Here is a 15,216-nt window from a genome sequence, read left to right on the forward strand (position 1 = left end):
GGAGGGAGTTTGAAGACGATTTTGATTACCGGCGCCAGCGGCGATATCGCCGCGGCTTTAATCTCCTCCCTGAACCCGAGGGAAAACCGAATCATCGGTTTGGACCGGCAGCCTTCCGCCGCCGCCCGGGACATCGAGCTGCATTTATGCGACCTGTCCGATCCGGCGCAGCTTGGCGATTGCCTGAAACGGGCGCGCGAAGAATGGCTTGCCGACGTGGAGGCCGTCGTTCATTTGGCCGGCGTGTATCCGAACCTTCCTCTAGGCTCCTATCCGCCCGAACTGTGGGAAAAGGTGCACGCCGTCAACGTGGATTCGCTGTTCCGGATCGTACAGGCCATCCTGGCTTGCGAAACGACGTCCTTGCGCAATATCGTGATTACCTCGTCTACCGCCGCCAAGTCCGGCAGCCGGGACCCCGCGTACGCATCCTCGAAAGCGGCGCTGCTCGGATTGGCCAAAAGCTTCAGCGTGTCGTTGGCAGAGCGAAGGATAAGAGTGAACACGGTGCTTCCGGGAATTATCGAGACGTCCATGTCCGACGTTCAATCGCCCGAAAGAAAACAGTTCCATATCCAGCGAACGTTGGCCAAAACGATCGGCACCCCGGAGGAGGTAGCGAATGTCATCGATTTTTTGCTCAGCGACAAATCATCCTATTTATGGGGAACGACGATCGAAGTGAACGGAGGAATGACATGACGAACGGGCTGTTGATCGCAATTTGCGGGCTGGACGGAGCGGGTAAAACGACGCAAATCCAATTGCTGGACCGCTGGTTCAAGCAAAGCGGCGAAAGGACCTTGGTGACCCGGCAGCCGACGGACTATTATCGCAAGGACCCCAGGGTTCGCGATTACCTGGACGACGGCAAGTGTCCCGACATTAAAGCGATCGCGCTGCTTTCCGCGGCCGACCGTTTGTGGCAGATGTCCGCGGAGATCGAACCGGCGTTGCGGGAAGGCGTCCATGTGATTTCGGATCGGTATATTTTCAGCTCGTATTCGGTGTTTTTGGCTCGGGGGCTGGATTATTCCTACTTGCAGCGGCTTTACGGCGACATTCGAATGCCGGATTTGACGGTTTTCCTGGATCTCGAGCCGGAAGTTTCCTTGCAGCGGGTGATGAGCCGGGACGGCAAGGAAAACATGAAGTACGAAGAGCGCGGGAGCGAAACGTTCAAGAAAATCCGCTCGAACTTTTACGCGGTGCTTCCGCAGGATTCGCTTATCGTCGACGCATCGAAGCGGCCGGAAGAAATCCATTCGGAAATCGCGCAGCGGCTTGGTCAAATTCGCGAGGCGGGAGTGATGCAAAGATGAAATTGAACGCGTTCATGGAAGGCGTTGCCCGTACGGAGGCATTGGAAAAGCCCGAAAAGCGGGAGCTTTTGTGCGAATGGGTGAGGGAGCGGATCGATTTGCGCGTGGTTCGCGGGTGGCTCGACGAGCTGGTCGAAACCGGCGACCCGGAAACGGTGGGCGACCTCGCGTCGCTCATGGAGCTTCATCCGTTGGGCTTCGAAAAATACGTCATTTGGAAATCGGAATGGAACGGTCCTCGCATGAGACTGCATTATTGGCCGGAAAACAAGTGGCCCTTCGAAAGCATCCACGATCACCGGTTTCATTTTTGCTCGGCCATCCTGTGCGGCAGCTATACCCACGAAAAATACGAAGTCAAAAAAACGGTGGGAGATCAAGTCGAGCTTGAGCTTACGGAAAAAACGCTGATGCGGGCGGGCGACGTTTACTACTTTCCCGCCGGTTCCTTTCATCGGGTCCTCCCCAGCGAAGAATTGACCTTGTCGTTAATCATCCGCAGCGGCGCCGTGCTTCCCTTTTCCAGGGTCATCGATCCGGAAACGAAAATACTCAGGCATGCGCACGGCGCGCAGCATAAATTCGTCCGCAAGCTCGAGCATTTGACGAAAGCGATCTCGCCATTGGTCGAAGCCGACAGCCGGTAGCAAGCGAGGGCTAAAAATGAACCAAGCAACGTTCACGTTCAAACCGCCGAAGGAAACGGATCGCGTCTGCCTGATCGGGTCGTTTAACCAATGGGATCCGGAAAAGGGGCAAATGAAGAAGACGGACGGCAATACGTTCGTGAAAGTGTTGTATTTGCAGGACGGCGACTATCCGTATTTATTCATGACGGACGAAAGCGAGTATTACACGGACCCGGACAACCGGCACAAGGAAAGGAACGAATACGGCGCCTACAATTCCGTATTGCGTCTGGGACGGAGGCCTCCCGATGTCGTTCATCGGCTGGATCGATGGGCGAACGGGGAAGTCGTCTTCAAGGTGAAAATCGCAAGCTCCGGCGGCTGTCCGGCTTCGCTGCGTCTTGTCGCCAACGAAACGGCGGCCTATGAGACGACCGCCTTTCTTGCGGACGAAGAGTGGAGCTATTACCTTTTTCGATTGCGCGATGAAGCGGTCGCACGGTCGGCGTTTACGTATTATTTCCTGTTGGACGGCGAGAAATATGCGGTGGCCGACGGCGTCTCCTCAAGGAAGCCCGAGCCGGACAAACGGTACGTCTACGATCCCGGGCGGCTTGGAAGTTCCCGGGTGCCGGCCTGGTTGACCCGGGCGGTTTTTTATCACATCTTTCCCGACCGCTTCGCCAACGGAAATCTTGAGAACGATCCGGAGCAAACGGAGAGGTGGGGAGAAAGGCCGACGTTGACGAATTATTTCGGCGGCGACCTTCAAGGAGTGATCGACCGGCTCGATTATTTGTCCGGGCTTGGCGTCGACACTCTCTATCTCAATCCCGTTTTTGCATCCCCTTCCAATCACGGGTACGATATTTCGGATTTTTACCGGATCGCGCCCCGTCTCGGCGATGAAAACCTGTGGCGGCAATTGGTTGCCGAAGCCCGCAAAAGGCGGATGCGGATCGTTCTTGACATGGTCTACAACCACACGAGCACCGAATTTTTCGCTTTTCAAGACGTCATGGAGAAGGGGGAGCGCTCCCGTTTTGCCGATTGGTATTATATCGAAAAATATCCCGTTGTCGTTAAGCCTAATCCCGATTATTCCTGTTGGTTCGATTACAAGCATATGCCGAAGCTGAATCTGGATAATCCGGATACGAAAGCTTATTTGCAGGAAGCGACCGCCTACTGGCTGCGCCAAGGGATTTCAGGCTTTCGGGTGGATACGGTCAAGGATATTCCGCACGCATTTTGCAAGGAAATGCGGTCTGTCGTCAAAGCCGTCAATCCGGAAGCCTGCCTGATCGGGGAAGTATGGGAGTCGGGTGAGCCGTGGCTTCGGGGGATGAGTTCGACGGCGTTACCAATTATGTTTTCTGGGGGGCCGCCACCGATTTTTTTGCAAAGCGCGCAATCCCGCTTGAAGTCTTGATCGAAAACCTGAAACGGCAACTGTTCGAATATCCGTTTCCCCATTTGCTTGCGCAGGTCAACCTGTTGAGCTCGCACGATACGGTTCGCTTTTTGTCGGCCGTCGGCGGAAACAAGGCGGTATATTCGCAGGCTTATGCGTTCCTGTTCGCTTATCCGGGAGTGCCGCTCATTTACTATGGCGACGAAATCGGCCTCGAAGGCGGCGCCGATCCCGACAATCGAAGATGCATGATCTGGGACGGCCCCCTGCACGATGAAGGGATAAAAAGCCGTTTCGCCCGGCTGATCGCGCTGCGAAAGCAATATCGTCCGCTTCGGGAGGGGAACGCCGTCTTTCTGGAAGAGCTGGCCGCCAGCCGCATATTGGCCCTGAAAAGGGAGATCCGCGACGAAGAAGTTTATTTCTTTGCCAACGTTTCCGACAACCCGATAACGGTCGATTTGTCTTCCTGCGTCCCGGCGGACAGAAGAACAAGCTTGATCTATCCTTGCGAACGGGAAAATCCGGCCGCCCTCGCGCTCCAAGCGCGCGACTTCGCGTTCGTTTTCGCGAAGCGGCAACCTGAAAGGGGTGTTTTGCTTGAGAATAGAGGACAAATTTTTGATTGAAACGTCAAAGCTGCATCCGAACGAAGCGGATATCCGGGGGATGTGCGCGTCTTCGCTCGACTGGACCTATATTCTGGACCAGGCGTACAGGCACAATACGCTTCCCCTGCTGCATCACCACGTTCAAAACGTCGATTCCGTCGCCGGCCATGTAAAGCTCCTGCTCGCGTCCCACTATCAATTAAAGCAAATTATCGGGGAAAAGAAGATGGACGAGTTCGTCGCCGTGTTGCGGGCTTTTCACGAGCGGGGGATCCGGGCGATCGTCCTCAAGGGAGTTTATCTGGCGGCTTCGGTGTACCGCCATGCGGCGCTACGACCTTTCGGAGATATGGATATCCTCGTGCGAAAGGAAGACGCGGACAGCGTTTTTCGCGTCCTGAAGGCGATGGATTACACCCAAAGCGAATTCGACCGCGATACCGGGGAACAAAAGCCGTTGGGACAGGAGCGGCTGGAGGGATACGAACATGAGCTGCAGCATTACGGCGAATTCAGAAAACGATCGGCGTCGAAACCGGTCGTCAGCTTCAGCATCGACGTTCATCATCGGCTGAATACGATCTTCGACGACTTCTCCTACCCGATCGAGGAGGTCGTCGCAAGAGCGACCCGGGACACGATCGGGGACGTTCCCGTCTACCGGCTGAGCAACGAGGATTTTCTGACCCACTTATGCAGCCACCTGTACTGGCATACGCAATCGCTGCGGGATATTCTGGACGGAAAAGACGCGCAGCTGCTTGCCTACTCCGACATCCGGTCCTTCATTCAAACGCATGACATCGACTGGACGCTCCTTTTCGACCGGGCCGCCGCGACGAAGCTGGACAAAGCGCTGTACTACACGCTGCATCACGGGCAGCAAATCTATGGCGACATCGTTCCGGACGCCCTGTATGAAACCTGGAACCAGGATTACCTGTCCGACATCTCCCGCTCCATTCACGATCGCTGGATTACGAGAAATTCGAAAATCAAAATCGGGAAGTGGAATCAGGATTTTATTGCCCGGCTGTTCAATCCCGAGCGATCGTCGTTCGCCCTGAGTTCGTTTTATGAAGATTATCTGGAACCGATCCTTCATCGCGGCGCGGTTTTAAAAGTCGTTGAGATGGGCGATCCCGACCGGACGTAAACGGGAAAAGGGTGGCGCATGATACGGGCGGAGCATTTGACGAAGGAATACAAGCGCTATATCCGGAAGGAAGGGTTTTTATCCGGCCTCCGGAGCTTGATAAGCGCGGAGCATGAGGTGAAGCGGGCGGTAGACGATATCGGCTTCGAAATCGGAGAGGGAGAGACGGTCGGCTTTATCGGACCGAACGGAGCCGGGAAATCGACCACCGTTAAAATGCTGACCGGAATTCTCGTGCCGACGAGCGGTCTTGTCGAAGTGAACGGAATCGTGCCGTACAAAGACAGAATCGCCAACGCCCGCCAGATCGGCGTCGTTTTCGGCCAAAAGACGCAGCTTTGGTGGGATGTCCCCGTCATTGAAAGCCTGCGATTGCTGCGGGATATTTACAAAGTTCCGGAGCGGCGGTTCAAACAAAACCTGGAGCTGTTTTCCGAGTTGCTGGCGCTCGATGAATTTATGCAAACGCCCGTTCGCCAGTTAAGCCTGGGGCAGCGGATGAAGGCCGATTTGGCGGCGGCGCTGCTGCACGACCCGAGCCTGCTGTTCCTCGACGAACCTACGATCGGCGTCGATATCGTCGCCAAGGAGAAGCTGCGCGCGTTCATCAAGGAAATCAACCGGGAGCGGAAAGTGACCGTGCTGCTGACGACCCACGACATGGACGATATCGAAAAGCTGTGTTCCCGGATTATGATCATCGATCGCGGACAGGTCATTTACGACGGCAGCGTAGACCGGATCAAAAGCCGATTCGGAACGGGCCGGACGCTCGTCGTCGAATTCGAGAACCCGGTTCCCGATTTTGACGTGCCGAACGCCGAACTGGTCCGCAGCGAAGGGAGGCGAAAATGGTTTCGTTTTAACCGTTCCGCCACGTCTCCGTCCGCGCTGATCGCGCAGCTCGGAGCCCGTCATCCCGTCGTCGACCTGACGATCGAAGAGCCGGAGATCGAGGATCTGATCGGCCGAATTTATCGGAGCGGGACCGCAAAATCCGGGGTGATTTGATGAGGCTGTTCCGGTCGTTTTCGCGGCAGGCCTTTCATAATACGGCGGTCTACCGTTTCGATTTTTGGCTGCAGCTCGTCGCCGCTTGCCTGATGATGTACAGCGTCCATTGGGTCTGGAATACCCTGTATGCCCAGAGTCCGCAAGCCTTCGGAGTCAGCCTGCGGCAAATGATCGCGTACGGGATTCTGGGGATGGCGCTCGAAACCGTCTTCGCGCCCGGGCGCGGACCGCAAACGTATATGGCCGAGCAGGTTAAAACGGGATCGATCGATACGGATCTGTCGAAGCCTCTCGATTTCCATTTTCATATGCTGGCCCGCAATTTCGGCGAAACCCTGTTTCGGTTTTGCGCCCTGGTCGTGCCTTCTCTGCTCGTCGGAGCCGCATTTCTCGGATTGCAGCCTCCGCCCGGCTTCGGGAACCTTCTCTTGTTTCTCGTCAGCCTTCTGCTGGGATATTTCGTTTTATTTTCCTTGAACTTTCTCGTCGGCACGGCGGCCGTTTTGACGCTCGATATCGGCAGCGTCAGTTGGGCATACAACGCGTTGCTTCGGTTTTTCGCCGGGCAAATGGTGCCCTTCTGGCTGTTTCCGGACTTCCTTGAGGCGGTTGCCCGCTGTTTGCCGTTCCAGAGCATTTACTATATTCCCATCACCATTTACATCGGAAAGGCGGACGGGGCGGCGGCGCTGGAGGCATTCTGCTTCAAGCCGGCTGGGCCTTGCTGCTGCTGGCCGCATGCAGGCTTGCGTGGAATCGGGTACAGTCCCGACTGATCGTTCAAGGAGGTTAAGCGCATGGCGTTTCATTTTCGGATTTACGCCAGGATGATCCGCATCTCCATGCAGTCCCGCCTGCAGTATCGTTCCGACTTTCTGGCGGGAATCGCCGGAATCGTCATTTTTAACGCCGTCAATATCGGCTTGATCGGCATTATCGTCACCCGTTTCGTCCATCTGAACGGCTGGTCCGTCTGGGAGCTGCTGTTCCTGTACAGCCTGTGGATTCTGGGCCACAGCCTGTACAGCCTGTTTTTCTGGCATTTCAACTCGATGGAAACGTACTTGCTGAAAGGCACCTTCGACCAGTTTTTGATCCGTCCGGTCAGTCCGCTGCTGCAGCTGCTCGGCCGGGAAGTGCAGTATCTGGGAGCCGGCGACGCCGCGGTCGGCATCGCCGGCCTCTCGATCGCGTACGCGAAGCTGGATCTGGACTGGAGCGTATTCGACTGGCTGTATTTCGGGCTGGCGGTCGTTTCCGGAACGGGAATCGAGGTGGCCGTCTTCTGGACGATCGCAAGCCTGGCCTTCTGGACGAAGCGTTCGTTGACCGCGACGTCCGTGATCTGGCGACTGAATTCTTTGGTGCAGCAATATCCGGTCGACATTTTCGGCTCGTGGTTTCGGGTTTTCGTTACCGGTTTCGTGCCGGTAGCGTTCATGAATTACTATCCCTCCCTTGTCTTGCTGGGGAAAGACGGGGACGCCTTCATCCCGTACCTGTCTCCTGTCGTGGCCTTGATCTCTTTGCTGGTCGCTTCGCGGATTTGGCGGCTGGGCGTAAACCGCTATGCAAGCTCGGGAAATTAATGCGAGGAGACCTTATGACTTTATCCAAATTGCAGGTATTGACCAACGAACCGGTCAATTCCCGGTATTGGCATATGATCGTCGACGCATCGGCTTTGCGGGAGGAGGCGAGGCCCGGCCAGTTTTTCAATATCCGGTGCTCCGAGACTTATATTCCGCTTCTGCGCCGGCCGTTCAGCCTGTTCAGAATCGACAAGCGAAGCCGGACGCTCGAGTTCCTCTACCTGGTCAAAGGGCGGGCACGGAACGATTGGCCCGGACGAAGCCGGGCGAAATGCTGGACGTTTTCGGGCCGCTCGGCAAGGGCTTCGATTTGCGGAGCGGCGGCGGCGCGATTCTTTTGCTGGCCCGCGGCGTCGGCGTTGCGACGTTGTCCGCGCTTGCCCAGAAAGCGGCGGAGCGGGGGATCGCCTGCATCACGATTCTCAGCGCCAAAACCCGAGGCGACGTGCTGGCGGAAGAAATGCTGCGAAGTTACGGGGCGGAGGTGCATATCGTAACGGACGATGACGGCAGCAGCGATGTGGCGAACGTAAGGGCGCAAATGGAGGATTTGATCGAAAAGCATCGGATCGAGGCTGCCTACACGTGCGGATCCAGAAGGCTTTCCAGGCTTTTGCAGGAGGTTGCCGCCGAAAAGCGGCTGTTCGCGGAAATTGCGTTGGAGGAAAATATGAGCTGCGCGATGGGCGTTTGTTTTGCGTGCGTTTGCGAAATCAGGGATTCCGGCGGCGCGTTCCGGACGGTTCGGATTTGCAAGGAAGGTCCGGTTTTTCCTTTGGAGCAGGTGGTGCTTGCATGAGCGATCCGTTCGTCGAGCCGTTGCGCCTGGGAGTGAATATCGGCGGGCTCGCGCTGCAAAATCCGGTTATGCCGGCCTCGGGGGCCTTCGGAGAAGGCATGGAAAGCGTCATCGATTTCAACGCGCTCGCCGCGGTCGTTCCCAAAAGCATTACGAAGTACCCGCGAAAGGGGAATGCGACGCCCCGGGTTTGCGAGGTTTCGGCCGGAATGATCAATTCGATCGGCATTCAAAGCCCGGGAATCGATCATTATTTATCCGAAACGCTCCCTTATTACCGAAAATTCGACGTTCCGCTGATTTCGAGCATTTCGGCCGACTCCGTCGCCGAATTTGCGGAAATGGCCGAGACGATCGGCCGCGTGGAATCCGTGGCGGCGTTGGAGCTGAATATTTCTTGCCCTAACCTCAAAGGGGACGGCCGCGCATTCGGCATGGACCCGGAAACGACCCGGGAGGTCGTATGCCGGGTAAAGGAAGCGACCGACAAGCCGGTCATCGCGAAGTTGACCCCGAATGTGACCAGCATCGAAGAGATTGCCCTTGCGGCGGAGGAGGGCGGAGCGGACGGCCTTACCGTGGCGAATACGCTGCTGGCGATGGCGATCGACATCGATACGCGGAAGCCGAAAATCGGCAATCGGATGGGCGGGCTGTCGGGACCCGCGGTCAAACCGATCATCGTGCGCATGATTTACCAGGTCCGGCAAGTTTCCGGGCTTCCGATTATCGGCTGCGGAGGGGTGATGAGCGGCGCGGATGCCATCGAAATGATGCTGGCCGGGGCCAGCGCCGTTCAAGTCGGGACGGCAAGCTTCGTCGATCCGTCCGCCATGCTGAACATTATTCGCGAGATTAAAAATTATATGCAAAAACACCGAATAATAGATATAAACGAAATTGTCGGAAAAGTCGAAACCGGCGGCACGGATCCGTCGCAAATTCATTATTATTGACACAAAGGGACATCGTCGATTGGGCAACTTTGCGGATGTGCTTATCGAGACGGGCAGGCGGAAAAGCAGCGTTCTGGTCGTGGGATTGGATCCGGACGTTCGTTTTTTTCCGGATTTCCTGGCGGAAAGGGCCGGCGGCTCCGCCCGGCGGGCTTCCGAAGCTATTTACGAATTCAATAAAATCGTGATCGATTCCGCGGCCGATTCCGTCATCGCGGTCAAGCCCCAGCTTGCGTATTACGAAATTTACGGAAGCGACGGCATGCGGGCGTTGGAAAAAACGATCGACTACGCCAAATCCCGGGACCTGATCGTCATCAACGACGCCAAAAGAGGAGACATCGGACCGACTTCCGCGGCTTACGCGCGCGCTTTTTTGGGGACGGACCGTTGGCGGGGATATGGTGACCGTAAATCCCTTTCTGGGAACGGACGGCTACATGCCTTTCATCGAAGCCGCCGGGGAGAACGGCAAGGGCGTGTTTTTGCTGTTGAAAACATCCAATCCTTCTTCGGGGAGATCCAGGGAGCGAAGCTGGAAAGCGGGCAGACGCTTTGCCTGGAGATGGCGGAACGGTTCCATCGCTTGGCCGGCCGGACGCGGGGGGTGAACGGGTTTTCGTATATCGGCGCGGTCGTGGGGGCTACTTATCCCGAAGAAGCCCAAATCCTCCGCAAAACGATGCCAAGTTCGATTTTTCTCGTTCCGGGCTTCGGGGCCCAAGGCGGAAAAGCGGAGGATCTGGGGCGTTCTTCGATCAAGACGGGAACGGCGCGGTTGTGTCGGCGTCGAGAGGAATCATTTACTGTTATGCGGACGACCGGGATTGGAAAAAAACGACGGAAGGCGAAATGCGCGGGCGGATAACGGAAGCGGCCGAAAAGGCAAGGGAGCAAATCAATGGCGCCAGGTTTAGCCGGCGGTAAAACGCAACAGAAAGGGACGGGCGGCGAAGCGTCGCCCTGTCCCTTTTTTCATTTGCTTTTCGCTGATTCTCACATTTGATGTTAGATTAAAATGGAGATTCGGACATAAGATTCACGCCATTTTTGTCATTATACACATGCCGAACCAGCATCTTACTTGTTATAATCGTGTTAAATCGATATTTCGATACATAATTGCCATCATTTTCATTCAAAAGGGTGATGTTTATGTAGCCAATATGTTATTGTTTTTAACATAAAAGGATATATATTTGGGAGGGAGTCATATGAAAAAGTTTAAATGTATCGTATTCGGTCTTTTGTCGGCCGTCCTTGTCCTAGCGAGCGGATGCGCCTCCGAACCGGAACGGCCTGCCGCTTCACCCGCCGCGACGCCGGCCGCCTCGACCGCCTCGGCCGAGGAAGCTCCGAAATCCGGCGATTTGTCGGAAACGCTGCCCTCGCCGGAAAAAACGGATATCGCGTTTCGGCTGAATTGGAAGATCAAGGGGGAGTTCGCTCCGTTTTACGTTACGAAAGAACGGGGCATTTTCGAAAAATACGGGCTGGACGTGGAGGTCATGGAGGGGAGCGGTTCGACGCCGGCGCTGCAGGCCGTCGCCCAAAAAAACGACGATTTCGCCGTCGTGTCCACCGTCGAGCCTTCCCAAGGCATCGGGGAAAATATGCCGGTCAAGATGATCGCTTCCTATATGACGAATTCGCCGCTCGTCATCCTGTCGTTTCCCGATAACCCGGTAAAATCGCCGAAGGATCTGGAAGGCAAAGAAATTGCGATGTCGCCGACCTCTACCTTTACGAAGCTGATCGACAAGTTTATGGAAACGAACGAGGTCGATGCCTCGAAGGTTACCCAGGTTCATCTGGAGTCATCCGCCCGCAACTCGGCTTTTTTAACCAAGCAAGCCGACGCGATCGAGGTGTTCTCCACAAACGAGCTTCCGATGTTCGAACAGAAGCTGGGAGTAAAGCTGGAAACGATGTTTGCGAAGGATTACGGCTATAACGTGGCGGGGCTGACGTTGGTGGCTCACAACGATTTTCTTGCGGAAAATCCGAACACGACCAAGCGATTCCTGGCCGCTATCGACGAAGGCTTGAAATATACGATGGAAAACCCGGAGGAAGCGGCGAAAATCATGAAAGAACTGTTTCCCGAAACGGTTGACGAGCAGCTTTTTGTCGATCAAATCCATCGTACGGCCGAATTGCTGGATAACGAAGCGCATCCTTACGGCTGGATGAACGAAGAAAGCTTTGCGGCCACGTTGGACATTCTGGAAAGCACCGCGCTGATCAAGGCGCGCAAGGACCTGTCGGCCTACTACACGAACGATTATTTGCCGGCGCGGTAAACGAACGAATAAGTTTCGGCATTCCGGAAAGGAACATGCTCATGAGTGAAAAACCGATGCAGCTTTTGTTGGAAAAACCGGTTAAACCGGGCGGCTATGTGAAATTGAAATGGAGGCAGGTTTCCCAGGGCATCTCCGTCACCATGACGCTGGCCGCCCTCCTGATCGTCTGGCAGGCTCTCTACTGGGTATTCCCGATCCCCGAGTACCTCGTTCCTTCCCCGTTGCGCATCGCGGAGCGGTTCATTCAGGATTTCGCTTCGTTGATGAGGCATGCCGGGTATACGCTGACCGAAGTGCTGGCCGGATTTTTTCTAAGCGTTCTGATCGGCATTCCCGTCGCTATCCTGATCGTATCGTACCGGTATTTTGCGAACACCGTCTATCCCATTCTCGTAGGCGTCCATTGCATTCCGATGGTCGCGATGGCGCCGCTGCTGGTCATCTGGTTCGGCTACGAGATGAAGACGAAAATCTTGATCGTGTTCCTCATTTCGTTTTTTCCGATCGTCATCAACGCGGTGATCGGGCTGCAATCCATGGACAAGGAAATGTACAGCCTGGCGAGATCGATGAGGGCGTCGAGGCTGCAAATTTTCACCTATTTTCGTTTGCCCAAGGCGCTTCCCAGCATGTTCGGGGCTTTAAGGTCGGCATCACTTTGGCGGTGGTCGGGGCGGTCGTGGCGGAATTCGTGGCGAGCTCGCGAGGAATCGGATACCTCCAGCTGGTGGCGAACTCCCAGCTCGACACGACGTTGGAGTTCTGCGCGTTATTCATCCTTGCCGTCATGGGAATCGGCCTGTTTTATATCGTGCATTTTATCGAGCGGCTGGCGATGCCCTGGCATCAAGGCTTGAAAAGGAGGTCGTAAACATGAGCGGCAAATCGATCGTTCTGGATCAAGTCGAAAAAGTATACGATACCCGGACAGGGCCTTTGCACGCGTTATCCCGGATGTCCTTGTCCCTGGAAGCCGGCTCGTTCGTTTCCGTCGTCGGCCCCAGCGGCTGCGGCAAAAGCACGCTGATGAATTTGATGGCCGGCCTCGATTCGACGCCTTACGGATCGATTCGCATAAACGGCGAGGAAATCGACGGTCCGGTGGACGGCAATGCGGTCGTGTTTCAAAAGGACGTGCTGCTCGATTGGCGCAATGTGATCGACAACGTGCTGCTTCCGCTGGAAATTCAGGGAGTCGGCTGGTGGTCGAGGCCCAACCGGAAGACAAACCGGGAGCGCGCGCAAGAATTGCTCGAACTCGTGGGGTTAAAAGGTTTCGAAAACAAATATCCCTACGAGCTGTCTGGCGGCATGCGGCAGCGGGTGTCGATTTGCAGAGCCTTGATCCAGGAGCCCGAGCTTCTTTTTATGGACGAGCCGTTCGGAGCCTTGGACGCCCTCACCCGGGAGCAGATGATGTATGACCTGTTGAAAATTTTCGCCAAGTACCGGTTTACGTGCATTTTCATTACGCACAGCATCGAGGAAGCCGTGTTTTTATCGGATCGGGTGCTGGTGATGAGCAATCGTCCGGGCCGCGTGGTCGAGGACATTCTCGTCGATCTCCCGCGCCCCCGCAACAGCGATACGCGGATCCATCGGAAATTTTCCGAGCACGTGAACGACATCCGGTCGATTTTCAAGGCGCAGGGTATTTTGTCGGAATTGTAGCTTCGCAAGAAATGGCGAGATATGCGGCGCAAATCGGTTCTTTTCGGTTGCAAAACTTCCGGTTCGAGGGAAAGAAGGTGCCGAATGGGAATTACCGTTAGAGAAGCTATGAAAATCGGAGGACTGACCCGTTGCGAGGTCGTCGCGGGCAAAGACGGACTGGACCGGACGATCGATTTCATTACCGTCATGGAAGTGCCGGATGTCATTCGCTGGCTGAAAGGAAACGAACTGCTGCTCACCAGCCTGTATCCCATCAAGGAAGATGAGGAGGCGATTTCGAGAGTGGCGGATCAACTGAACGAGGTGGGAAGCTCCGCATTGGCCATCAAGACGCGACGCTTTGTCCAGGAAATTCCGCAGGTCATCAAGGACGCGGGGGATCGTCTCCGCCTTCCGATCATTGAAATCGACAACGAAGTTTCCTATCTGGACATTATGACCCCTCTGATGGAAGTGATGATCCGCAAATCGGATCCGGGAAGAGAGCGGCTGGAATCGTTCTTCCAATGGACGACCGAGCTGGCGATGGGGGGCAAGGGAATCGCGGCGCTGATCAAGGCCGTGCAGCAGATGACGGACAATATGATTACGGTAGGATCCGAAATTCCCGCGCAGGAAGCTTTTTTCCAGGGGAGAGGCGTCGAACCGCTTACCCGAATGCAGAAAAAGGAGCTGAAGTCGGCGAAGCGCACGATCCGGATGCAGCGGATGCTCGACGGTCAACCGACGTCTTGCATCGTGACTCCGCTGTTGTTCAATGACGAGCTTTACGGCGATATTACGTGCTGGCAAACCGAGCGGGAGTTTCTGGAGCGCGATTTTCACGTGCTGGACCGGACCATGCCGCTCATGGCGATGGAATTTCTCAAGGCGATTACCAAGTCCGACGTGGATCAGACCTATAAGGACGACTTTTTATCGGCGGTGCTGCACGGGCAAGTTCAGGACGATTCCGGCGTCATCGCGAAAGGGAAGCAGTTCGGCTGGGATTTGACCCAGCATTATCAGATTTTATCGATCGCGATCGAGGAATCGCTGAAGTATCAGGAACGGAAAAGAAGCATGCTGCTTAAAGTCGTCGACCTGTTCCGTTTCGGAGACCGCAAGGCGATCGTGACCCTGCAGAAGGAGCTGATTATCGTTCTCTATCCCCGGAAGGACGGGAACGGCAAGGAAGGCTTGCTGTATCGAAACGATCCGCAAAAAGAGCCTGTCATGCGCGTCGCGGAATCGATCCAGCGCCATTTGTCGGAGGAGTTCGACGACTTGAAAATCACCGTAGGCATCGGCAGATTTTATCCCGGGCTGAAGGGAATTCATCAAGGCTACGCCGAGGCCGTCAAGGTTATCCGGTTGGGAAAACCCATCTGCGGAGAAAAGAAAATCATTCACTACGAAGATTTGGGCGTATTCCGCCTGCTTAGCGAGCTGTGCGATTCGGACGAGCTGGAAAGTCTGTATTCGGAGACGATCGGCAAGCTGGCGGAATACGACTGGATCAGCAATTCCAATCTCGTGCAGACGCTCCAGGAGTATTTCGCGAATAATTGCATGCTGGCCGAAACGGCCGGAAAGCTTTTTATACATGTCAATACGATGAAGTACCGGTTTCAGAAAATCGAGCAAATCACCGGATGCAGCCTGCACGATTCGGAACAACGGCTGCTGCTGCATGTCGGCCTTAAAATACATCAGGTTTTGTTTTCGGACATGCCGTAGCGGCTCCGAATTGTCATTTTTATC

At 55.4% G+C, this 15,216-nt stretch carries 16 protein-coding genes; all 16 read left to right on the plus strand.

Features of this window, described 5'->3' with window-relative positions; genetic code table 11:
• Nucleotides 1-9 precede the first annotated feature (9 nt).
• The 16 genes from JW799_RS14885 (at nt 10) to JW799_RS14960 (ending at nt 15,192) form a co-directional block, all read left to right on the plus strand.
• Nucleotides 10-702 carry an SDR family NAD(P)-dependent oxidoreductase gene (locus tag JW799_RS14885; RefSeq protein ID WP_205430480.1) on the plus strand — a complete coding sequence of 231 codons (693 nt, stop codon included), beginning with the start codon at nt 10-12 and terminating at the stop codon, nt 700-702.
• Nucleotides 699-1,322: a dTMP kinase gene (gene tmk / locus JW799_RS14890; protein ID WP_205430481.1), complete on the plus strand. Its 624-nt coding sequence runs from the start codon at nt 699-701 to the stop codon at nt 1,320-1,322. Before JW799_RS14885 ends, tmk begins: the two co-directional genes overlap by 4 nt.
• Nucleotides 1,319-1,969, plus strand: a complete 651-nt coding sequence (locus tag JW799_RS14895) for a hypothetical protein (RefSeq protein WP_080834715.1) — start codon at nt 1,319-1,321, stop codon at nt 1,967-1,969. Before tmk ends, JW799_RS14895 begins: the two co-directional genes overlap by 4 nt.
• A 16-nt stretch (nt 1,970-1,985) precedes the next feature.
• On the plus strand, nt 1,986-3,383 hold the full coding sequence (locus JW799_RS14900; RefSeq protein WP_205430482.1) for an alpha-amylase family glycosyl hydrolase: 1,398 nt from the start codon (nt 1,986-1,988) through the stop codon (nt 3,381-3,383).
• Nucleotides 3,284-3,994 (plus strand): alpha-amylase family glycosyl hydrolase, encoded by a 711-nt coding sequence (locus JW799_RS30425; RefSeq protein WP_205430483.1) that lies wholly within the window; start codon nt 3,284-3,286, stop codon nt 3,992-3,994. Before JW799_RS14900 ends, JW799_RS30425 begins: the two co-directional genes overlap by 100 nt.
• Nucleotides 3,987-5,132, plus strand: a complete 1,146-nt coding sequence (locus JW799_RS14910; protein ID WP_205430485.1) for a nucleotidyltransferase domain-containing protein — start codon at nt 3,987-3,989, stop codon at nt 5,130-5,132. The genes JW799_RS30425 and JW799_RS14910 overlap by 8 nt, the downstream gene beginning before the upstream one ends.
• 18 nt (nt 5,133-5,150) lie before the next feature.
• Nucleotides 5,151-6,143 (plus strand): ABC transporter ATP-binding protein, encoded by a 993-nt coding sequence (locus JW799_RS14915; RefSeq protein WP_080834710.1) that lies wholly within the window; start codon nt 5,151-5,153, stop codon nt 6,141-6,143.
• A complete protein-coding gene (locus JW799_RS14920; protein WP_205430487.1) occupies nt 6,143-6,922 on the plus strand; it encodes an ABC transporter permease in 780 nt (259 codons plus the stop codon). Before JW799_RS14915 ends, JW799_RS14920 begins: the two co-directional genes overlap by 1 nt.
• A gap of 21 nt (nt 6,923-6,943) precedes the next feature.
• A complete protein-coding gene (locus JW799_RS14925; protein ID WP_080834708.1) occupies nt 6,944-7,735 on the plus strand; it encodes an ABC transporter permease in 792 nt (263 codons plus the stop codon).
• Nucleotides 7,736-7,985: 250 nt separating this feature from the next.
• Nucleotides 7,986-8,537, plus strand: a complete 552-nt coding sequence (locus JW799_RS14930) for an iron-sulfur cluster-binding protein (protein WP_240353294.1) — start codon at nt 7,986-7,988, stop codon at nt 8,535-8,537.
• A complete protein-coding gene (locus JW799_RS14935; protein ID WP_080834706.1) occupies nt 8,534-9,493 on the plus strand; it encodes a dihydroorotate dehydrogenase in 960 nt (319 codons plus the stop codon). Before JW799_RS14930 ends, JW799_RS14935 begins: the two co-directional genes overlap by 4 nt.
• A 19-nt stretch (nt 9,494-9,512) precedes the next feature.
• Entirely contained in the window at nt 9,513-10,361 is an 849-nt protein-coding gene (pyrF, locus tag JW799_RS14940; RefSeq protein WP_205430489.1) for an orotidine-5'-phosphate decarboxylase, read from the plus strand.
• A 346-nt stretch (nt 10,362-10,707) separates the two neighbouring features.
• Complete coding sequence (locus tag JW799_RS14945) at nt 10,708-11,796, plus strand: ABC transporter substrate-binding protein (RefSeq protein WP_080834702.1); 1,089 nt, start codon at nt 10,708-10,710, stop codon at nt 11,794-11,796.
• 41 nt (nt 11,797-11,837) lie between these two features.
• Nucleotides 11,838-12,656, plus strand: a complete 819-nt coding sequence (locus JW799_RS14950) for an ABC transporter permease (RefSeq protein ID WP_240353295.1) — start codon at nt 11,838-11,840, stop codon at nt 12,654-12,656.
• Between the two features lie 16 nt (nt 12,657-12,672).
• A complete protein-coding gene (locus JW799_RS14955; protein WP_080834700.1) occupies nt 12,673-13,470 on the plus strand; it encodes an ABC transporter ATP-binding protein in 798 nt (265 codons plus the stop codon).
• A gap of 84 nt (nt 13,471-13,554) precedes the next feature.
• Nucleotides 13,555-15,192 (plus strand): PucR family transcriptional regulator, encoded by a 1,638-nt coding sequence (locus JW799_RS14960; protein ID WP_080834698.1) that lies wholly within the window; start codon nt 13,555-13,557, stop codon nt 15,190-15,192.
• The last annotated feature ends 24 nt before the right edge of the window (nt 15,193-15,216 follow it).

Source organism: Cohnella algarum, assembly GCF_016937515.1.
Classification (GTDB): domain Bacteria; phylum Bacillota; class Bacilli; order Paenibacillales; family Paenibacillaceae; genus Cohnella; species Cohnella algarum.

Excerpts from the sequence above, each read along its gene's own strand:
- tmk (WP_205430481.1), top strand. The coding sequence starts at position 699 with ATGACGAACGGGCTGTTGATCGCAATTTGCGGGCTGGACGGAGCGGGT.
- JW799_RS14895 (WP_080834715.1), top strand. The coding sequence starts at position 1,319 with ATGAAATTGAACGCGTTCATGGAAGGCGTTGCCCGTACGGAGGCATTG.
- JW799_RS14900 (WP_205430482.1), top strand. The coding sequence starts at position 1,986 with ATGAACCAAGCAACGTTCACGTTCAAACCGCCGAAGGAAACGGATCGC.
- JW799_RS14915 (WP_080834710.1), top strand. The coding sequence starts at position 5,151 with ATGATACGGGCGGAGCATTTGACGAAGGAATACAAGCGCTATATCCGG.
- JW799_RS14920 (WP_205430487.1), top strand. The coding sequence starts at position 6,143 with ATGAGGCTGTTCCGGTCGTTTTCGCGGCAGGCCTTTCATAATACGGCG.
- JW799_RS14925 (WP_080834708.1), top strand. The coding sequence starts at position 6,944 with ATGGCGTTTCATTTTCGGATTTACGCCAGGATGATCCGCATCTCCATG.
- JW799_RS14935 (WP_080834706.1), top strand. The coding sequence starts at position 8,534 with ATGAGCGATCCGTTCGTCGAGCCGTTGCGCCTGGGAGTGAATATCGGC.
- JW799_RS14945 (WP_080834702.1), top strand. The coding sequence starts at position 10,708 with ATGAAAAAGTTTAAATGTATCGTATTCGGTCTTTTGTCGGCCGTCCTT.
- JW799_RS14950 (WP_240353295.1), top strand. The coding sequence starts at position 11,838 with ATGAGTGAAAAACCGATGCAGCTTTTGTTGGAAAAACCGGTTAAACCG.
- JW799_RS14955 (WP_080834700.1), top strand. The coding sequence starts at position 12,673 with ATGAGCGGCAAATCGATCGTTCTGGATCAAGTCGAAAAAGTATACGAT.
- JW799_RS14960 (WP_080834698.1), top strand. The coding sequence starts at position 13,555 with ATGGGAATTACCGTTAGAGAAGCTATGAAAATCGGAGGACTGACCCGT.